We start from the raw sequence: 19,640 nt of genomic DNA, 5'->3' as shown, positions 1-19,640 counted from the left end.
TTGTGGCCAGGGTTTGCCACACTGAGAAAAAAACCGGAGAACCTGTATGCGAGCCCCATCCTCCAGTCTGTTATTAATGATGTCTTTTGCCGCAGGAACCTTCTCGGCCGGGGCCTCTGATAATCCGCAGCACCTGATGCTTGCCAGCCCGTCAGGCGGCGTGCCCAACAATCCGTTACCGCTGATCATCTGGCCGCGCGTGGTGCCGGAAGATGAAGAGATTGCTGTCTGGTTTGAGAAAACCTTTGAAGAGAACGGCTGGCCGCCGGCCTGGCGCTATCCCATCTATCCCTATACCCACTACCATCCCAATACCCATGAGCTGCTGGGCGTGGCGGAAGGCTGGGCGGAAGTGCTGTTCGGCGGGGAAGCGGGCCGGATGGTGACGCTGCGCGCCGGGGATGCGGTAGTGATCCCGGCGGGTGTCGGCCACCGGCAGGTCAGCGCCAGTGAAGATTTTATGGTGGTGGGGGCCTATCCCCGTGGTATGTCACCCGAGACACTTCGTGATGAGCCCGCGCTGTTGCAGCGATCGCAGGAGCAGGTGAAAAACGTGCCTCTGCCCACCCAGGACCCCTTTACCGGCAAATCGGGCGCATTGACGGAGATCTGGCAGCCGATTGCGGCGATGCATTTGCAGCAGCAGACCGATTTCTAGACGTCCGCTATTCCGCAGAAATCAAAGAGCGCGAGCCTGTCTCGCGCTTTTTTCTGGCGGCCGGAACCTGGCACTGCAATGCATTGTCTGCTCGCCTTCCCGCTATGGCACCATTGAATATTTGCTCGCCGCTGCCGATAACCCCTCTGTTAAGACTCACTATTTTTCTTAATACGCTTGTCTTTGCAGACCTTTTTCGTTTTAGTCCCGGCGAACGTATTAACAGAATTTCAGGCCCTCATCCGGCTTCCGAGTAGCAGGCAATTAATAATGGATAATCACTCAGATGTCATGTATCGCATGCTGGTACACAGTGTGATCGACTACGCGATCACCATGCTTAAACCGGACGGAACGGTCGCCAGCTGGAACGATGGCGGTCAGCAGGTTCTGGGTTACCAGCCTGACGAAATCATCGGTCAGCCCGTCGCCCTGTTCTACAGCGAAGAGGATCGTCGTCGCGGTCATCCGCAGCGGGATCTCGGCATGGCGGTCAGCACCGGACGTGCTGAAAGCGCAGGCTGGCGCTGCCGTAAAGATGGCAGCGCCTTCTGGGCCGAGGTGATGATCTATCCGATCCGCGACGAGGCGGGGCATCTGCTGGGCTTTTCTCTGGTCTGTCGGGACTGCACCCGGCAGCAGGAGCAGCAGCGCAAGGAGCGTGAGCAGGAGATGCGCTTCCGGCTGCTGGTCGAGGGCGTCACTGATTACGCCATCTACATGCTCGATCATGACGGCAACGTAGTGAACTGGAATGCCGGCGCGCAGCGCGCCAAAGGCTATGTGGCGGAAGAGATCGTCGGCCAGCACTTTTCCCGATTCTACAGCGCACAGGATCGCCTGAATCATATTCCCGACCAGAACCTGCAGACCGCATTCCGCACCGGCCGTTTCGAAGATGAAGGCTGGCGCTACCGTAAAGATGGCAGCGCCTTCTGGGCGCACGTCGTGATCGATGCGATCCGTGACGATCAGGGCAAACTGCTGGGCTACGCCAAAATCACCCGTGACTGCACAGAGCAGCAGCGCGTCCGCAATGAGCAGCGGCAGCAGGAGCAGCGTTTCCGTCTGCTGGTAGAGGGTGTCACCGACTACGCCATCTACATGCTGGATATCGACGGGATAGTGGTGAACTGGAATGCCGGTGCGCAGCGTGCCAAAGGGTACAGCGCGGACGAGGTGGTGGGGCAACACTTTTCGCTGTTTTACAGTGCGCAGGAGCGGCTCAACAGAACACCGGAAGCGAACCTCGGCATCGCGCTCAAAACCGGACGTTTTGAAGATGAGGGCTGGCGTTACTGCAAAGATGGCAGTGCCTTCTGGGCACATGTAGTGATCGATGCCATCCACGACGATGAAGGCAAACTGATCGGTTTTGCTAAGATTACCCGCGATCGTACGGAACGCCGTGAGCAGGAGCAGCAGATCCTGCGCGCCCGCGATCTGGCGGAAGCGCAGAGCACACAGAAAACGGCGCTCTCCCGTTTTCTGGATAACATCATCGCCAACATTCCCTCCTGCGTCATTGTGGAGGATGCGATCACCCGCGAGATCCTGCTGGTGAATAATCGCACGCAGCAGCTGTTCGGCCTGTCGAAAGCGCTAATCGTCAACAAGCGCCCGCACGAATGCATGTCGCCTGAACTCAGTGACTATTTTAACAATCTGGCCGACGTTGCGCTGCGCAGTGAGGGCGTTCATGAACGCGAGCAGCTGCTGATGACCGCCAGCGGCGAACGTATCCTGCACACCCGCGCGAAGGCGATTGCCGGGCAGGATGCGCGTCGTAACTACCTGATGCTGCTGGTGGAGGACGTCACCGATCAGCGGGCCGCCGATGCCCGTATTCATCACATGGCCCATCACGACAATCTGACCAGCCTGCCTAACCGCATTCTGTTCCGTCAGCGGTTGAGCGAAGCCCTGCGCACTGCCGGTCAGACAAAGCAGCAGAGTGCGGCGCTCTGCCTTGACCTCGACCACTTTAAAAATGTTAACGATGCGCTGGGTCACCAGATCGGCGACGAGCTGTTGCGCAGCGTGGCAAAACGGCTGCGCAGCACCCTGCGCGACCAGGATACGCTGGCGCGTATCGGTGGCGATGAGTTCGCTATTGTGCTGCCGTCAATCGCCAGCAGTGACGAGGCGAGCATCGTCGCGCAGCGCCTGATCGAGGCGATTCGGCCACCGGTTAATATTGAAGGTCATAATCTGTCGGTCGGGTTGAGCGTCGGCATTGCGCTCAGCACCACCCTGACCAATACACCGGAGCAGCTGCTGCGCTGTGCGGACATGGCGCTGTATGAAGCCAAACGCAGGGGCCGCAACCGCTATGAGCACTTTACGCTGGAGATGGATGACATGGCGCGCAGCCGCCGGCTGATTGAGAATGATCTGCGTGATGCCATCAGCGGTGGTCATCTGCGGCTCTACTATCAGCCGATCACCAATGGCGATCATCACACCATTATGGGCTATGAGGCGCTGATGCGCTGGCACCATCCGATTCGGGGTCTGATCATGCCCAACGACTTTATCCCCATTGCCGAAGAGACCGGCCTGATTCACATGCTGGGCGCCTTCGCACTTTACGAAGCCTGCCGGGAAGCGGCGAGCTGGGAAGGGGAACAGTCGGTCTCGGTCAACCTCTCACCGCTGCAGTTTAAAAACAGCTCGCTGGTATCGGTGGTCGAAGGCGCGCTAAAAGAGTCGGGGCTGGATCCGGCGCGGCTGGAAGTGGAGATCACCGAATCGGTGCTGCTGGATGATTCGCTGGGCAATATCCGCACCCTGCAGAATCTCAAGGCGCTGGGCGTGCAGATCGCGCTGGATGACTTCGGCACCGGCTATTCATCGCTGAGCTACCTGCGTTCCTTTCCGTTCGACAAAATCAAAATCGACAAGTCATTTATTAATGACATGGGCGACAGCCGCGAGGCGCTGGCGATTATACGCGCCATTACCGGCATGAGCCGCAGTCTGGATATCCAGATCACCGCTGAAGGGGTGGAGAGCGATGAGCAGTTCGCACGGCTGCGTGACGAGGGATGCACCCTGTTTCAGGGCTTCCTGTTCGGCCGCCCTCAGCCGTCGGAACTGCGGCTTAAAACGCTGGATTAATCGTAAAGGCCATGCTGTTGCACCGGCGCATGGCTGAGATTGTCCCGGATGCGGCGCACCGAGTCGCGCACCACCAGCCTGCCATTCAGCAGCAGGCTGCCCGTGGGCGTGCCGGGATTCAGCCGCATCTCCTGCAGCAGCTTCACGGCGGCCGCTCCCAGCTCATCCCGTGGCACCTGCACCGAGGTCAGCGGAATATCGTGGATGGTCGCAAGGTTAAAACCATCCATGCTCATCACTGAAATAGCCTGCGGTACCCGCAGCCCGGCCTGCTGCAGCGCACTCACCGCCCCGGCAGCAATGTAGTCACCGCTGGCGAGGATCGCGGTGGGGCGCAGCGTGTCCGGGCAGTGGCGCAGATAGTCACCGAGGCGTTCTGCCGCCTCATGGCTGCTGAAGCTGTTCAGGGTCAGCAGATGCTGGCGACTGTCAAAGCGCAGATTCATCGCGTGCCAGGCGTCACGTACCCCCTGCAGTCGCTGCTCCATAGTATAGCGGCGCAGGCAGTGCAGCGACAGAATCTGCCGGTGGCCCTGCTCAAACAGGTAGCGCGCGGAAAACTCGCCAATCAGCTGATGATGAGGGGAGACTGACGGCAGACGCATACGGCGGTCGCGGGCATTAATCAGCACGCAGGGTTTGTGCATCTCCGCCGCCAGCTGATGGATATGCTCATCGTCAATGCCGATCAGAATGGCCGCTTCGGTCTGCTGCATTTTATCAATAAACAGCGTGGCATCACTTTCGACCTCCTCCAGTGGACAGAAGCGCAGCCGCACCTCATGCGGCTCTACGGCCTGACTGATCCCCTGAATCACCTTGTAGTAAAAGATGTCGCTGCGCACGTCAAACGCGCGAGGTGGCGCAAACACCATCAGGTCATTCAGCAGCAGGCGACCGCTGTGCAGATTATTCAGTACGCCCTGCTGCTGCGCCACGGCCAGCACCTTGTCGCGCGTGGCGGGTCGGGTATTGGCTTTGCCCGCCAGCACGCGCGATACCGTACTGATAGAGACCCCGCTCAGAGCCGCAATTTCGCTGATTTTCAGCCTTTGTTTCATTCTGTGATCGCCTTCAAATCTGTCAGTGAAAAATTTTTCATGAGCTGCTAAATCGCTTCAGATTAGGGCCGGGAGGCCATTTTTCGCCCCCATTCAGCCTGCCATGAAAAGCGTTGCAAAAAAGAGGCTGTACCCGCGTTTCACACTTTTTTAAGTTCAAAAAAAGGACACGCGGTACGCCAGCAGGCGGTGTGCGTAATTAATGGCAATAAGGAGTGGCACGATGAGCCTCGAATCAACAACCAAACCCATTAGTGCTTCGCGCACGGTGCGCGTGATCAAAAATTTACGCTGGTGGATGCTGGGGATGTTTCTGCTGGGGGTAACCGTTAACTACATCACCCGCAACTCACTCGGTATTCTGGCACCGGAGCTGAAAACCAGCCTGAACATGACCACCGAGCAATACTCCTGGGTGGTCGCGGCATTCCAGCTGGCCTACACCCTTTTTCAGCCGGTGTGCGGCTGGCTGATCGACGTGATCGGTCTGAAGATGGGTTTTCTGATCTGTGCACTGGTCTGGTCGGTGACCTGTCTGCTGCACGCGGGGGCAGGAAGCTGGCTGCATCTGGCCCTGCTGCGTTTTGTGATGGGTGCGTCGGAAGCAGCGGCAACCCCGGCTAACGCCAAAGCCATCGGCGACTGGTTTCCTAAAAAGGAGCGGCCGGTGGCGGCAGGCTGGGCGGGTGTCGGCTTTTCGATTGGGGCGATGCTGGCGCCACCGATTATCTATGTCGCGCACATTACCTTTGGCTGGCAGGGTGCCTTCCTGCTGACCGGCGGGCTGGGGCTGCTGTGGGTCGGACTCTGGTGGTGGGGGTATCACGCGCCACAGAATCATCCGCGTCTTTCCGCCGAAGAGCGCGATTTTATTAATCAGGACAATGAGGCGGTTGGCGAAAAGCTGCCGTTCTTCACCGCGCTGAAAGTGATTGGTAAAGAGAAGAAATTCTATGGCATCGCGATCCCGGCCTTTCTCGCCGAACCGGCCTGGGCGGTGCTGAGCTTCTGGGTGCCGCTCTATCTTGCCAATGAGCGCGGCATGGATCTCAAACAGATCGTGATGTTCGCCTGGCTGCCGTTTCTGGCCGCCGATCTCGGCAGCGTCGCCAGCGGCTATCTGACCCGACTCTATGTGCGCTGCTTCGGCATGACCCGCGTGAACTCTATCGTCGCCAGCTCCGTGACCGGCGCGCTGCTGATGGTTTCACTGGCGCTGATGACGCTGGTAAAAGATCCCTGGCTGGCGATCGCCCTGATCTCTGTCGGTGGTTTCGGGCATCAGGTGATCTCCTGCATGCTGAGTGCGCTGGTGGTAGAGCGGTTTGATCGCCGCCAGATGGCCACGGTCAATGGGATGCGCGGCTCCTGCGCCTGGATCGCCAGCTTTATCTTCTCGCTGATTATCGGTGTTACCGCCGATACCATCGGTTTTAACCCCCTGTTTGTGGCGATGGGTTTCTTTGACCTGATTGGTGCTGTTTTCCTGGTGATGCTGATCGCCGAACGCCGCCAGCGCCCTGCTAACCTGTAAGGATACCGCGATGAAAACGCTGAAGATCTGGACGCTGCACCAGCACGCCGATCACTTTGTTGAGCTTAAGGTGGAAGATCGTCACTTCCTGCGGCTGTATGTGCTGGAAGATAAGCTGATGCGTGTGCTGCTGAAGCGCGACGGCGAGCTGGCGCTGAACCGTACCTGGAGTATCGCGCCGGTGGGGGATGTGCCCTGGGAGGGACGCGATCGCGAGGCGCTGGATGGCTTCACGCTGCCCGCCTTTCAGCTGGAGCACGATGCGCAGCAGCTGCGTATCAGCACGCAACAGCTGCGGGTGACGGTGCATCAGCCACTCTGCCTGAGCTGGGAGCAGTTCGACGGCGAGGAGTGGCAGCCGCTGACGGCGGATCGCCATACCGGCGCCTATCTGCTCAATGCGCATGGCGACGGGGTTGAGCACTATCAGCGGCGTCAGCCGCAGGATCGGGTTTACGGTCTGGGCGAAAAGAGTGGCGACCTGAACCGGGCTAACCGGCGCTTTGAAATGCGTAATCTCGACGCCATGGGCTACAACGCTGCCACGACCGATCCGCTTTATAAACATATTCCGTTTACCCTGACACAGCGCGATGGGGTCAGCTTTGGCCTGTTCTATGACAACCTCAGCAGCAGCTGGCTCGATCTGGGCAATGAGCTGGATAACTATCATCTGCCTTATCGCCGCTACCGCGCTGAGGCGGGCGATCTCGACTACTACATGATGCTCGGCCCGACCCTGCTCGATGTCACTAAAGCCTTTGTGCGCCTGACCGGACGCACCCTGTTTCAGCCGAAATGGAGCCTGGGCTATAGCGGCTCTACCATGCATTACACCGATGCGCCTGACGCACAGCAGCAGCTGCAATCTTTTATCCGGCTGTGCCGCGAGCATGAAATCCCCTGCGACTCGTTCCAGCTCTCGTCGGGTTATACCTCGATTAACAACAAGCGTTACGTTTTCAACTGGAACTACGACAAAGTCCCGAATCCCAATGCGCTGAGCGACGCGTTTCATGACGCGGGTATGAAGCTGGCGGCCAACATTAAGCCCTGCCTGCTGCAGGATCATCCGCGCTATCAGGAGGTGGCGGCACAGGGGCTGTTTATTCGTGACTCGGAGCAGGATCGCCCGGAACGTTCGGTGTTCTGGGACGATGAAGGTTCACATCTCGATTTTACCCATCCGCAGGCGGTGCGCTGGTGGCAGGAAAATATCACTCAGCAGCTGCTGGAAAAGGGCATCGATTCCACCTGGAATGACAATAACGAATATGAGGTCTGGGATGGCGAAGCCCGCTGTCACGGGTTTGGACAGCCGATCGCCATCAAGCATATCCGGCCGGTGATGCCGCTGCTGATGATGCGTGCCTCGATGGAAGCGCAGCAGCAGTTCGCGCCTCACAAACGACCCTATCTGATCTCCCGCTCCGGCTGTGCCGGGATGCAGCGCTATGTGCAGACCTGGAGCGGCGACAATCGCACCAGCTGGCAGACGCTGCGCTACAACATCCGTATGGGGCTGGGGATGAGCCTGTCCGGGCTGTTTAACGTTGGCCATGATGTCGGCGGCTTTTCAGGCGACAAGCCGGATGCCGAGCTGTTTGTGCGCTGGGTCCAGAACGGCGTCATGCATCCGCGCTTTACCATCCACTCCTGGAATGACGATCACACGGTCAATGAGCCCTGGATGTATCCGGAGGTGACGCCGATGATCCGCGAGGCGATCCGGCTGCGCTATCGCCTGATGCCTTATCTCTACACCCTGGCGTGGCAGGCCAGCGCCGAAGATGAGCCGATGCTGCGGCCGACCTTCCTCGATCATGAGCAGGACCCGCAGACCTGGCTGGAGTGCGATGACTTTATGCTGGGGCGTGACCTGCTGGTGGCCAGTGTGGTGGAGCAGGGCGCGCGCAGCCGTGAGGTTTATCTGCCTCGTCATCACGGTGGCTGGTACGACTGGCACAGTGGCAGGGCGTTTGCGGGCGGCGAAACGGTCACCCTGGATGCGCCGCTGGATCGACTGCCGCTGCTGGTGCGGGCGGGCGCGGTGATCCCGCTGGGCGAGTGTGAAACCACCACCGATGCGCGTCGCGATACGGTGCGGCAGTGGCAGATCTGGCCTGCCCCGGAAGGCGTGACTACCACCGGGGAAACCTTTGATGACGATGGCGAGAGCCACGGCTGGCAGCAGGGGAATGCCCTGTGGCTGACCTGGACGCTCAGCTGCAGCGCCACCCGCATCGATCTGACGGTGGAGAAACGCGGAGATTACCAGCCGGCCTGGCGTGAGATCGCGCTGTTACTTCCGGCGGGCGAAAACCGTGAGCTGTGGGTAAATGGCGAGAAAGCAGCGCGTTACCGGCTGTAAAGGCGGTAACGGGATGACTGCAGGATGAAAATGCGTTCGGCCCCGGAAAGGGGCCGAACGGGGCAGCCGGTAAAAGCGGATTCGCCTGGCTGCCGGAGCCTGTTTCCGGCCGACTTTGCGTGATAACAGCGGCCTGCCTGGAGAATTGTCAGCGGTCTGAATCGGCCCCGATAACCATTACTCTGCGTGGTTCTCGGTGCTCATGCGGCCCAGATCTTTATCGACCAGGAACAGGCCGTTACCGCTGTTGCTGACCAGCGCCAGTTTATCCAGCACGGTTTTAAACAGCTTCTCTTCTTCATGCTGCTCGGCAACATACCACTGCAGGAAGTTAAAGGTGGAGTAATCCTGTGAGGTCATGGCGGCATGGGCCAGCTCGTTGATTTTACGGGTAATCAGCTGTTCATGCTCCAGCGCCTGCTTCAGGACTTCGTTCAGCGAAGTGAACGCAACCGGTGGTGCGGCAATGGTGCCCAGCACCGGCATTGCACCTGTGTCGCTCAGGTAGTCGAACAGACGCTGCATGTGCTGCATCTCTTCGCGTGAATGCATTTTCAGGAAGGAAGCGGCGCCCTCGAAGCCTTTGTCGCTGCACCAGGCGCTCATTTGCAGATAAAGATTCGCAGAGAAAAATTCCAGGTTTAGCTGGTCGTTTAAACGTCCAGTCATTTCAGCAGTCAGCATGGCCGGGTCCTTTTAAGAAGAGGTTAAATACAGCGTTGAAGCGGTGAATTATGCATCAGAGAAGTGAGTGATGTGAAGCCTTTTTCGTAAAATGATAAAATTTATCTGTTTGATTTAAATAGAATTATTTCGGAAATTGAATGCGACCAATTCTCATTTTTCCTCGCGGGCTGCCAGGCCATAAAGCCAGAAAAATCAGCACCATGATGGTGCGGACAGGCGGACATCTGCCGATGACGGGGGCGCAGCAGGCGGTGAAATCCCCTGTCGGCTGATGGCCTGGCTCGATAACCACGGGATCTCAGCACATCCTCGCGCCACGCGATAAGCGCAATAGCGCGTCCGTACCCCAGCACGACGGTTAATCCTGCGGCTCTGGCATAGATCCTGCTTGAAAACGTATTCCCTCAGAGACACCCGCCTGCAATGGAAACAGGCAGTTAACCCGGTTTACAGGAGAAGATCATGTCAGATGAACATTTGGTGGCAACGCCGGTGAAAATAGCAGCCACTAAAGGCAGTTATGTCGCATTAATCTTTGCCATTCTGTTTTTCTCAGGGCTGTTTTATAAGGTGGAGGGACTTGCCTGGCTCGGTGCCTTTGACTTCACCACCCTGGGAGGCAGCTTTGGCACTATGAAAGATCCCGCCAGCAATACCTTTCTGGGCGCGGGCGGACTCAGCGCCAAAGCGGGCTTCCTGTTCGCCCTGTCGCTGACGCCCACGGTGATGCTGGCGCTGGGCGTGCTGGAGATCTTCACCCACTATGGTGCGATCCGTGCAGCACACCGGTTACTGACGCCGCTGCTGAAGCCGCTGATGGGGCTGCCGGGCCGATGCGGTCTGGCACTCATCACCGATTTGCAAAGTACCGATGCGGGGGCGGCCTTAACCAAAGAGATGGCCGACCAGAAACAGATCGGTAAAAAAGAGCTGGTGGTGATGAGCGCCTGGCAATATTCCGGTGCCGGCTTGATCAATAACTATTTCGCCATCGGCTCCGCGCTGTTTGCCTCAATGACGCTGCCGATCATCATTCCGCTGTTACTCATGTTCGTACTGAAATTTGTCGGTGCGGCAATAACACGCGCCGTGTTAAACAGTGTCTATAAAAAGGACTTCGCCGATGAAAAATAATCCCGCTACGACCGCCGCTAATCCGTTCGATGTGTTTGTTACCGGCGCGCGCAAAGGATTTCACATCGCCATCCATAACCTGATGCCAAATGTGGTGATGGCTTATGTGCTGGCCGAAGTCCTGAACCTGCTCGGGATTATGCAGTTTCTCGGACATGTATTTGCGCCGGTGATGGGGCTGTTTGGCCTGCCGGGTGAGGCGATCACGGTGCTGCTCACAGCGTGGCTGTCGTCATCGGCAGGCACGGGCGTCGCGGTCAGCCTGCTGACGAAAGGGCTGCTGACGGGAGCCGACGTCACCATTCTGGCTCCGGCAATCTTCCTCATGGGGTCGCAGCTGCAATATATGGGGCGGCTGCTGGGCGTGGCCGATGTGCCCAAAAAATACTGGCCGCTGCTGATGCTGGTCAGCATCATCAACGCGCTGATCGCAATGTCTGTTATGCGTCTGTTTATACAGGAGTAACGCTGTGTCTGAGGTTTTAGAGCATTACCACTATTTGCACGAGATTCCGGAACTGGGTTTTCAGGAGGTGAAAACCTCGGCCTATATCGCAGACCAGCTGGAGAAGGCGGGTCTGAAAGTGACGCGCAACATCAACAACACCACCGGCATTGTGGCCGAGATCGACAGCGGTGTGCCGGGGCCGGTGCTGGCGCTGCGCGCGGATATGGATGCCCTGGGGCATATCATTGACGGTGTGCCCTGTGCGCGTCATACCTGCGGCCACGACGGGCACGCTTCGGTAGTACTGACGGCGGCGGCGGCACTGCTGCGCGAGGGCACGGTAAAACGTGGCCGGCTGAAGATTCTGTTCCAGCCCGCTGAAGAGCTGGGCGCGGGGGCGCTGTCAATGATCGAGGGCGGCGCACTGGATGATGTGGAGATGATTCTGGGGTTTCATCTGCGTCCGCTGGAAGAGTGCGTGGTCGGCCAGGCGGTGCCCGCCGTGCTCTACTCCGCCTGCAGCACGCTGGAAGCCACCATCAAGGGCCAGCCCGCGCACGCGGCCCGTCCACATCTGGGCGTCAATGCGCTGGATGCCGCCGTGCAGGCGGTGCAGGCCGTTAATGCTATCCATCTGCCACCTGGCCTGACCTGGAGCGTCAAAGCGACCCGCTTCCTCTGCGATGCAGGCGTCACCAACTCGGTGCCGGATGAGGCCCGCGTGGTGTGGGATCTGCGCTCGCAGGAGAACGGACCAATGACGCTGCTGAAAGAGCAGGTCACGCGCGCCATCACCCACAGCGTGGCGGCGCTGGGCGCCAGCGCGGAAGTCCGCGTGCTGAAAGAGATGCCCGCCGCTGAGATTGATGATGAGGCGACTGCCGTGATCCGCGCCGCCATTGTCGAGGTGCTGGGTGAAGAGGGGGCGCTGCCGACCCGGACTACGCCAGGCAGTGAGGACTTCTTTTACTATCCGGTAACGCGACCGGGCGTCAAAGCGGGGTTCTGGGGGCTGGGCACCAACCTGACACCGGGCCTGCATCATCCTGAAATGCGTTTCGACCTCAGTTCGCTGGAGATCGGGGTGCAGATCTTCAAAGCCTGTGTCAGAAAGGTGCTGGGATAACCATGGCCGGGCGGACGCAGGTCCGTCCGGCGCTGCGGCCGTCTCGCCGTTTTCCGATCCGCCTCTGATGAAATCGCGTTTCTCTCCCTGTAGGCCGCGCGCGCAAAATATTGTATGCTATGCCGCCTTAAAGCTGACCAGGTAACCGGACTTCACGCCAATGTAATGTCGCGCTGACCCGCCAACGATGAAAGATCTCTGGCACCGATTACCCGCCGGTAAGGTTCTGCCGGCCACCGTGATTTATCAGCAGCGCCAGCAGGTGCGCTGCCTATTGAGAAGAATTCCATGTCTAATCCCTTTTTAGAAGAGGTGGCTCGCCGCCGCACCTTCGCGATCATTTCTCACCCGGATGCCGGTAAAACCACCATTACCGAAAAAGTGCTGCTGTTCGGACAGGCTATCCAGACCGCCGGTACGGTGAAAGGCCGTGGCTCTAACCAGCACGCCAAGTCAGACTGGATGGAGATGGAGAAACAGCGTGGTATCTCCATTACCACCTCGGTCATGCAGTTTCCCTATCGCGACAGCCTGGTGAACCTGCTGGACACCCCGGGCCACGAAGATTTCTCGGAAGATACCTACCGCACCCTGACGGCAGTCGACTGCTGTCTGATGGTGATCGATGCCGCGAAAGGGGTTGAGGATCGTACCCGCAAGCTGATGGAAGTTACCCGTCTGCGCGATACGCCGATCCTGACCTTCATGAACAAACTTGACCGTGATATCCGCGATCCGATGGAGCTGCTGGATGAGGTCGAGAGCGAGCTGAAAATCGCCTGTGCACCCATTACCTGGCCGATTGGCTGTGGCAAGCTGTTCAAGGGCGTTTATCACCTCTATAAAGATGAAACCTATCTTTATCAGAGTGGTAAAGGCCATACCATTCAGGATGTGCGCATCGTGAAGGGGCTGAACAACCCGGATCTCGACGCCGCCGTAGGCGACGATCTGGCGTCGCAGCTGCGTGAAGAGCTGGAGCTGGTTCAGGGCGCTTCGCACGAGTTCGAACAGGACGCCTTCCTGAGTGGTGAACTCTCGCCGGTCTTCTTCGGCACCGCGCTGGGTAACTTTGGCGTCGATCACATGCTGGATGGCCTCGTCTCCTGGGCGCCGCGTCCGATGCCGCGCGACACCGACACCCGCCGGGTGGAAGCGAAAGAAGAGAAGTTCACCGGCTTCGTGTTTAAGATCCAGGCGAATATGGACCCGAAACACCGTGACCGTGTCGCCTTTATGCGTGTGGTGTCCGGTAAATATGAAAAAGGGATGAAGCTGCGTCAGGTTCGCACCGGTAAAGATGTGATGATTTCCGACGCGCTGACCTTTATGGCGGGTGACCGTGCGCACGTTGAAGAAGCTTATCCTGGCGACATCATCGGCCTGCACAACCACGGCACCATTCAGATTGGCGACACCTTTACCCAGGGTGAGAACATGAAGTTCACTGGCATTCCGAACTTCGCGCCAGAGCTGTTCCGCCGTATCCGTCTGCGCGATCCGCTGAAGCAGAAACAGCTGCTCAAAGGGCTGGTTCAGCTGTCGGAAGAGGGCGCCGTGCAGGTGTTCCGTCCGGTGCACAACAACGATCTGATCGTAGGCGCCGTCGGGGTGCTGCAGTTCGACGTGGTCGTGGCACGTCTGAAAAGCGAATATAACGTCGAAGCAATTTATGAAGCGATTAACGTCTCAACGGCGCGCTGGGTAGAGTGTGACGATGCGAAAAAGTTTGATGACTTCCAGCGTAAAAATGAAGTTAACCTGGCGCTTGATGGCGGTGATAATTTGACTTATATCGCGCCAACCATGGTGAATCTGAATATTACGCAGGAACGTTATCCCGACGTCCGTTTCCGCAAAACGCGCGAGCACTGATCGCGCTGTTTACGGGCCATTCCAGCCGGGAGTGGCCCTGTTTTTCCTGCCCCAGACTCCTCCTAAAAACACGATTTTTCTTCTGTTTTGACGTGTGATCAACCAGTTAGCCAGGCAAGTTGCAAAATGCCGTCTATGATTATTTTATCGGACGGCGGAAGAGACTTCTCTTGTCCTTACGTCCTGTAACGCAGCGGCCTTAATTGCCTCTGTTTCGCCCACAGTTTTTGGGTGAGTTAACTGATAGAAGGAAGATATCGATGAACAAGACTAAGATTGCTAAAACCCTGATGGCCGCCATGATTGGTTCAGCTCTGATCAGCGGCAGCGCACTGGCTGATGAATCCATGTCGCAGAAAGCGTCACAGACAGCCGATAGCGCGGGTTCGAAAATCGATAGTTCTATGAAAAAAGTCGATGGTTTTATGGACGACAGCGGCATCACCGCCAAAGCCAAAGCGGCACTGGTGGATGACGACGCAATTAAAAGCACGGATATCTCGGTAAAAACGCATCAGGGCGTCGTGACCTTAAGCGGTTTCGTCACCTCACAGGAACAGGCTGAAAAAGCGGTAGCTGTGGTGCAGAAAATCGAAGGTGTTAAATCCGTCAGCGACAAACTACACGTCAGAGACAGCAAATCATCTTCAATGAAAGGTTATGCGGGCGATGCCGCAACGACCAGCGAAATTAAGGCTAAGCTATTAGCAGACGATATTGTTCCGTCGCGCAATGTCAAAGTTGAGACTACCGACGGTGTGGTTCAGCTTTCAGGGCATGTTGCTAATCAGGCACAGTCAGACCGTGCAGAAAGCATCGCTAAGGCTATCGAAGGCGTGAAAAGCGTTAAGAATGACCTGACGGTTAAATCTTAATGGCTGGCGTGCGGCTGTTTCGGCAGCTGCACGAATAAAAGAGACCCATCCGGGGATGAAATAAGCAGGTCGAATTTAAATAGGGTAAGGAGAGGCTTATGTTTCGTTGGGGCATTATTTTTCTGGTCATCGCACTGATTGCTGCAGCGTTAGGTTTCGGCGGTTTAGCGGGTACAGCAGCATGGGCAGCTAAAGTTGTCTTCGTTGTCGGTATTATTCTGTTCCTCATCAGCCTGTTTACCGGCCGTAAAAAGCTTTAGCCGATGAGTCCTGCAGTATAATGCAGTCTGTTGCATAGCGCGGAGACCCGTCATCTGCAGCGCGTGACCTGAAGAGAGGGATTCCTTCATCTCGCTGCAATGGCAAGCCAGCCTGCTGGCCTGCCGGTTAAAGGATTAGATGACTGGTTCTCCGGAATGCTGCCGCTACAGACGGCATGATCCCTCAGCATACCCGGAACCTTTAAGAGGTTTGCACAGTGGGTATTCGCATTCCTGTTACGCCTGGCGCCCTTGAACCTCTGGCGCTGACGCCTTTTAAATCCCGAAAACTCGCTCTCGTCTGTGAAGGCGGTGGCCAGCGCGGTATTTTCACTGCTGGCGTTCTTGATGAATTTCAGCGCGCCCGATTTAACCCCTTTCAGCTGCTGTTGGGTACTTCTGCGGGTGCACAAAACCTCTCTGCCTATGTCTGCGGTCAGCCCGGCTATGCCCGACGTGTCATCACCCGCTATACCACCAGCAAACTCTTTTTCGATCCGCTGCGCTTTGTGCGGGGCGGCAACCTGATCGACCTCGACTGGCTGATTGACATCACCCGCAGTGAATTTCCGCTGGCGATGCACCATGCTGAGCAGGCTTTTGCCAGCGGGCGTGAATTCTACATGTGTGCCTGTCGCAGCGACGACTACACGCCGGGCTATTTCACGCCCACCGCCGAAAACTGGCTGAACCTGATCAAAGCCTCCAGCGCCATTCCGGGCTTTTATCGCTTGGGCGTCGACCTTGAGGGGATTAGCTACCTTGACGGCGGCATCAGCGATGCGATCCCGGTGCGGGAAGCCGCGCGTCGCGGAGCCGATACCATCGTAGTCATCCGCACCGTGCCGTCGCAGATGTTCTATACGCCAAAATGGTTTAAGCGTATGGAGCGCTGGCTCAGCACTGGCGCGCTGCAGCCGATGATCAATGTGCTCAATAAACATGAGCAAAGCTATCGTGAGATTCAGCAGTTTATTGAAAATCCGCCGGACGATTTGCGCATTATTGAGATCTTTCCCCCGCATGTGCTGGCCAGCAGTGCGCTGGGTAGCCGGATTGCCTCGCTGAATCAGGATTATCATCTGGGACGGCGCTGCGGACGCTACTTTATTGCTACGCTGGGTCAGTGGCTGAGCGATGCGGAACCGCTGAGTCCGCCGCGCATCGTGACGCCGCCTGCGCCGGTTGCCAACGCGCCAGATACCCGCCGGATTATCACGCCGTCGCTGGCGGACAATGATGCGGATTACAACAAAGGATCGCTGGCATGAAATTTATCGACACGCACTGTCACTTTGATTTTCCCCCTTTTGAAGGGGATGCCGTCGCCAGTCTGTCTCGCGCGGCAGAGGCGGGTGTAGAGAAAATTATCATTCCGGCTATTGATGCCAGCCGCTTCGGGCGGGTCTGCGATCTGGCCGCGGCGCATTCCCCGCTCTACGCCGCACTGGGGCTGCATCCCATCGTGATTGAACATCATCGGAAAGATCATCTCGATCAGCTGGAAACCTTACTGCAACAGCGGCCGCGTAAGCTGGTGGCGATCGGCGAGATCGGACTGGATCTCTATCGCGACGATCCGCAGTTTGATAAGCAGCAACGCTTTCTGGACGCGCAGCTCAGGCTGGCGAAACGCTACGCGCTGCCGGTGATCCTGCATTCGCGCCGGACGCACGACAAGCTGGCGCAGATGCTGCGCCGTCACGATCTGCCGCGTCGGGGCGTGGTACACGGCTTTGCAGGCAGCCTGCAGCAGGCGCAGGCCTTTATTAAGCTGGGTTATGCGATTGGCATCGGCGGCACCATTACCTATGAACGCGCCAGCAAAACCCGTCAGACCGTGGCGCAGCTGCCACTGGCGTCGCTGCTGCTGGAGACCGACGCCCCGGATATGCCGCTGCACGGCTTTCAGGGTCAGCCTAACCGCCCGGAGCGGGCGCGTCAGGTGTGGCAGACGCTCTGCAGCCTGCGCGAAGAGTCACCTGAAGAGATCGCCGACGCGCTGTGGCAGAACAGTCAGCGGCTGTTTCAGCTCGATCCGGTATTTCCTGCATTGCAAAACTAATCCTTTCCGGCGGCGCATCCCTCAGCCGGTGTAAATGTGATAATAGTAACATTGCGCCGGCTGGCGTATAATGGCGACCAGGTCCTGTTATCTGAGATTACAGTCACAGTTTATGGGGCAATTTTGCATTATCTTCTTATTCCTATGTGACTCCTGGCACATATCAGACCGCTCCGGAGTGTTACTATTATAACATTCCGCCGACGAGCCGGTGGGTTGCATCCCGATTTTCTGGAGAACCACATGACCGATATCAAACACCTTGCCCTGCGCGCCCTGAAACTGATGGATTTGACCACGCTGAATGAAGAAGACACTGACGCAAAAGTGATCGCCCTGTGTCATCAGGCCAAATCCGCAGCGGGTAATACTGCCGCGATCTGTATTTATCCGCGTTTCATTCCGGTTGCGCGTAAAACGCTGCGCGAGCAGGGCACCCCGGAGATCCGCATTGCCACCGTGACCAACTTCCCGCACGGCAATGACGACATTGACATTGCGCTGGCAGAAACCCGCGCCGCCATTGCCTATGGCGCTGACGAGGTAGATGTGGTCTTCCCGTACCGTGCGCTGATCGCCGGTAACAGCCAGGTCGGTTTCGAGCTGGTGAAAGCCTGTAAAGCGGCCTGTGCAGAAGCGGATGTGCTGCTGAAAGTGATCATCGAAACCGGTGAGCTGAAAGAGGAGGCGCTGATTCGTCAGGCGTCTGAAATTGCTATTGATGCGGGTGCAGACTTCATCAAAACCTCTACCGGTAAAGTGCCGGTGAATGCTACGCCAGAAGTGGCGCAGATCATGATGAACGTGATCCGTGATAAAGGCGTCAGCCAGCAGGTCGGTTTCAAACCGGCGGGCGGCGTACGCACCGCCGAAGATGCCGCGATCTACCTGCAGATGGCCGATTCGACGCTGGGCGCAGAGTGGGCCGATGCGCGCCATTTCCGCTTTGGCGCATCAAGCCTGCTGGCCAGCCTGCTTAACACCCTGGGTCACGAGAGCGACACCAGCAAAGCGGGTTACTGATCCCTCTGGCGGTCGCCGACCGCCTCTTCTTCACTTTATTTTCCCTGAACCAGGGGGCTGCCGTGTTCCTGCCACAAGAAATTATTCGTAAAAAACGTGATGGTCTTGCACTGACGGAAGAGGAGATCCGCTTCTTCATTAACGGTGTGCGTGATAACACCGTGTCGGAAGGGCAGATTGCCGCGCTGGCGATGACCATTTACTTTCATGATATGACGCTGCCGGAGCGGGTGGCGCTGACGATGGCGATGCGTGATTCCGGCACGGTGCTGAACTGGAAGTCGCTTAACCTCAACGGTCCGCTGGTAGATAAGCACTCGACCGGCGGCGTCGGCGACGTCACGTCGCTGATGTTAGGGCCGATGGTCGCTGCCTGCGGCGGCTTTGTGCCGATGATCTCCGGGCGCGGGCTGGGCCATACCGGCGGCACGCTGGACAAGCTTGAGGCGATTCCGGGCTTTGATATCTTCCCGAGCGATGAGCGCTTCCGCGAGATCATTAAGCAGGTCGGTGTCGCCATTATCGGCCAGACCAGCTCGCTGGCACCGGCGGATAAACGCTTCTACGCGACCCGCGACATCACCGCCACCGTCGACTCCATTCCGCTGATTACCGCCTCCATTCTGGCGAAGAAACTGGCTGAAGGGCTGGATGCGCTGGTCATGGATGTCAAAGTAGGCTCCGGTGCATTTATGCCAACCTATGCGGCCTCAGAGAGCCTGGCGCAGTCGATTGTTGGCGTCGCCAACGGTGCAGGCTGTCAGACCACCGCGCTGCTGACCGACATGAATCAGGTACTGGCCTCTTCCGCGGGTAATGCGCTGGAAGTGCGTGAAGCGGTGCGCTTCCTGACCGGCGAGGCGCGTAATCCGCGTCTGCTGGAGGTCACGCTGGCGCTCTGCAGCGAAATGCTGATCTCCGGCAGACTGGCGGCCAGCGACAGCGAAGCGCGCAGGAAGCTGATGACGGTGCTGGATAATGGCCAGGCCGCGGAATGTTTCGGCCGCATGGTGGCCGCGCAGAAGGGGCCTGCCGATTTTGTAGAACGTTATGAGACCTATCTGCCGCACGCCACGCTGAGCAAACCGGTCTATGCCGACCAGCCGGGGATCGTCAGCAGCATGGATACCCGTGCGCTGGGTCTGGCAGTGGTGGCGATGGGCGGTGGACGTCAGCGCGCCAGCGACACCATTGATTACAGCGTCGGGTTAAGCGAGATGATTACCCTGGGCGAACGCGCCGATGCGCAGCGTCCGCTGGCCGTCATCCATGCCAGTAGCGAAGATGACTGGCAGCAGGCCGCCGCGGCGGTGAAAGCCGCGCTGGTCATCGGCGACAGCGCCCCGGCAGAGACGCCGGTTGTCTACCGCCGTGTGACCAATATCAGCTAACTGGACCGTAAC

At 57.9% G+C, this 19,640-nt stretch carries 17 protein-coding genes; 15 read left to right on the top strand and 2 right to left on the bottom strand.

What is annotated here, in order from left to right:
- Positions 1-46 precede the first annotated feature (46 nt).
- A complete protein-coding gene (locus RT657_RS13990; RefSeq protein WP_313655174.1) occupies positions 47-658 on the top strand; it encodes a cupin domain-containing protein in 612 nt (203 codons plus the stop codon).
- A 270-nt stretch (positions 659-928) separates the two neighbouring features.
- Positions 929-3,778: a bifunctional diguanylate cyclase/phosphodiesterase gene (locus tag RT657_RS13985; RefSeq protein ID WP_313655173.1), complete on the top strand. Its 2,850-nt coding sequence runs from the start codon at positions 929-931 to the stop codon at positions 3,776-3,778.
- Here RT657_RS13985 and RT657_RS13980 read toward each other — a convergent pair.
- Complete coding sequence (locus RT657_RS13980; protein ID WP_313655172.1) at positions 3,775-4,839, bottom strand: LacI family DNA-binding transcriptional regulator; 1,065 nt, start codon at positions 4,837-4,839, stop codon at positions 3,775-3,777. The genes RT657_RS13985 and RT657_RS13980 overlap by 4 nt on opposite strands.
- A gap of 223 nt (positions 4,840-5,062) precedes the next feature.
- Here RT657_RS13980 and RT657_RS13975 point away from each other — a divergent pair, with 223 nt between their 5' ends.
- Positions 5,063-6,373: an MFS transporter gene (locus tag RT657_RS13975; RefSeq protein WP_313655171.1), complete on the top strand. Its 1,311-nt coding sequence runs from the start codon at positions 5,063-5,065 to the stop codon at positions 6,371-6,373.
- 10 nt (positions 6,374-6,383) lie between these two features.
- On the top strand, positions 6,384-8,744 hold the full coding sequence (locus RT657_RS13970) for a glycoside hydrolase family 31 protein (RefSeq protein WP_313655170.1): 2,361 nt from the start codon (positions 6,384-6,386) through the stop codon (positions 8,742-8,744).
- A 177-nt stretch (positions 8,745-8,921) separates the two neighbouring features.
- Here RT657_RS13970 and ftnA read toward each other — a convergent pair whose 3' ends face one another.
- The gene (gene ftnA, locus RT657_RS13965) at positions 8,922-9,428 is read right to left on the bottom strand and encodes a non-heme ferritin (RefSeq protein WP_313655169.1); all 507 of its coding nucleotides are present in this window, start codon (positions 9,426-9,428) and stop codon (positions 8,922-8,924) included.
- Between the two features lie 140 nt (positions 9,429-9,568).
- Here ftnA and RT657_RS13960 point away from each other — a divergent pair, with 140 nt between their 5' ends.
- The 11 genes from RT657_RS13960 (at position 9,569) to deoA (ending at position 19,628) form a co-directional block, all read left to right on the top strand.
- Positions 9,569-9,703: a hypothetical protein gene (locus RT657_RS13960; RefSeq protein WP_313655168.1), complete on the top strand. Its 135-nt coding sequence runs from the start codon at positions 9,569-9,571 to the stop codon at positions 9,701-9,703.
- A 190-nt stretch (positions 9,704-9,893) separates the two neighbouring features.
- Positions 9,894-10,565: a nucleoside recognition domain-containing protein gene (locus RT657_RS13955; protein WP_313655167.1), complete on the top strand. Its 672-nt coding sequence runs from the start codon at positions 9,894-9,896 to the stop codon at positions 10,563-10,565.
- A complete protein-coding gene (locus RT657_RS13950) occupies positions 10,555-11,031 on the top strand; it encodes a YjiG family protein (RefSeq protein WP_313655166.1) in 477 nt (158 codons plus the stop codon). The genes RT657_RS13955 and RT657_RS13950 overlap by 11 nt, the downstream gene beginning before the upstream one ends.
- A 4-nt stretch (positions 11,032-11,035) precedes the next feature.
- Entirely contained in the window at positions 11,036-12,139 is a 1,104-nt protein-coding gene (locus tag RT657_RS13945; RefSeq protein WP_313655165.1) for a M20 peptidase aminoacylase family protein, read from the top strand.
- 288 nt (positions 12,140-12,427) lie between these two features.
- Positions 12,428-14,014, top strand: coding sequence for a peptide chain release factor 3 (gene prfC / locus RT657_RS13940; protein WP_313655163.1), 1,587 nt, complete (start codon positions 12,428-12,430; stop codon positions 14,012-14,014).
- 260 nt (positions 14,015-14,274) lie between these two features.
- A complete protein-coding gene (gene osmY / locus RT657_RS13935; protein ID WP_313655162.1) occupies positions 14,275-14,889 on the top strand; it encodes a molecular chaperone OsmY in 615 nt (204 codons plus the stop codon).
- A 98-nt stretch (positions 14,890-14,987) separates the two neighbouring features.
- Positions 14,988-15,149: a DUF1328 domain-containing protein gene (locus RT657_RS13930; protein WP_003848537.1), complete on the top strand. Its 162-nt coding sequence runs from the start codon at positions 14,988-14,990 to the stop codon at positions 15,147-15,149.
- Positions 15,150-15,367: 218 nt separating this feature from the next.
- A complete protein-coding gene (locus RT657_RS13925) occupies positions 15,368-16,420 on the top strand; it encodes a patatin family protein (protein WP_313655161.1) in 1,053 nt (350 codons plus the stop codon).
- Positions 16,417-17,214, top strand: coding sequence for a TatD family hydrolase (locus RT657_RS13920; RefSeq protein ID WP_313655160.1), 798 nt, complete (start codon positions 16,417-16,419; stop codon positions 17,212-17,214). The genes RT657_RS13925 and RT657_RS13920 overlap by 4 nt, the downstream gene beginning before the upstream one ends.
- Before the next feature lie 243 nt (positions 17,215-17,457).
- On the top strand, positions 17,458-18,237 hold the full coding sequence (gene deoC, locus RT657_RS13915) for a deoxyribose-phosphate aldolase (RefSeq protein ID WP_313655158.1): 780 nt from the start codon (positions 17,458-17,460) through the stop codon (positions 18,235-18,237).
- A 62-nt stretch (positions 18,238-18,299) separates the two neighbouring features.
- A complete protein-coding gene (gene deoA / locus RT657_RS13910; RefSeq protein ID WP_313655157.1) occupies positions 18,300-19,628 on the top strand; it encodes a thymidine phosphorylase in 1,329 nt (442 codons plus the stop codon).
- The last annotated feature ends 12 nt before the right edge of the window (positions 19,629-19,640 follow it).

This window comes from Pantoea sp. (genome assembly GCF_032114055.1).
Taxonomy (GTDB): domain Bacteria; phylum Pseudomonadota; class Gammaproteobacteria; order Enterobacterales; family Enterobacteriaceae; genus Pantoea.
Note: the sequence above shows the minus strand (reverse complement) of the source record. Positions and strands in the feature narration are given on the sequence as shown.

Excerpts from the sequence above, each read along its gene's own strand:
- RT657_RS13990 (WP_313655174.1), top strand. The coding sequence starts at position 47 with ATGCGAGCCCCATCCTCCAGTCTGTTATTAATGATGTCTTTTGCCGCA.
- RT657_RS13985 (WP_313655173.1), top strand. The coding sequence starts at position 929 with ATGGATAATCACTCAGATGTCATGTATCGCATGCTGGTACACAGTGTG.
- RT657_RS13980 (WP_313655172.1), bottom strand. The coding sequence starts at position 4,839 with ATGAAACAAAGGCTGAAAATCAGCGAAATTGCGGCTCTGAGCGGGGTC.
- RT657_RS13975 (WP_313655171.1), top strand. The coding sequence starts at position 5,063 with ATGAGCCTCGAATCAACAACCAAACCCATTAGTGCTTCGCGCACGGTG.
- RT657_RS13970 (WP_313655170.1), top strand. The coding sequence starts at position 6,384 with ATGAAAACGCTGAAGATCTGGACGCTGCACCAGCACGCCGATCACTTT.
- ftnA (WP_313655169.1), bottom strand. The coding sequence starts at position 9,428 with ATGCTGACTGCTGAAATGACTGGACGTTTAAACGACCAGCTAAACCTG.
- RT657_RS13960 (WP_313655168.1), top strand. The coding sequence starts at position 9,569 with ATGCGACCAATTCTCATTTTTCCTCGCGGGCTGCCAGGCCATAAAGCC.
- RT657_RS13955 (WP_313655167.1), top strand. The coding sequence starts at position 9,894 with ATGTCAGATGAACATTTGGTGGCAACGCCGGTGAAAATAGCAGCCACT.
- RT657_RS13950 (WP_313655166.1), top strand. The coding sequence starts at position 10,555 with ATGAAAAATAATCCCGCTACGACCGCCGCTAATCCGTTCGATGTGTTT.
- prfC (WP_313655163.1), top strand. The coding sequence starts at position 12,428 with ATGTCTAATCCCTTTTTAGAAGAGGTGGCTCGCCGCCGCACCTTCGCG.
- osmY (WP_313655162.1), top strand. The coding sequence starts at position 14,275 with ATGAACAAGACTAAGATTGCTAAAACCCTGATGGCCGCCATGATTGGT.
- RT657_RS13930 (WP_003848537.1), top strand. The coding sequence starts at position 14,988 with ATGTTTCGTTGGGGCATTATTTTTCTGGTCATCGCACTGATTGCTGCA.
- RT657_RS13920 (WP_313655160.1), top strand. The coding sequence starts at position 16,417 with ATGAAATTTATCGACACGCACTGTCACTTTGATTTTCCCCCTTTTGAA.
- deoC (WP_313655158.1), top strand. The coding sequence starts at position 17,458 with ATGACCGATATCAAACACCTTGCCCTGCGCGCCCTGAAACTGATGGAT.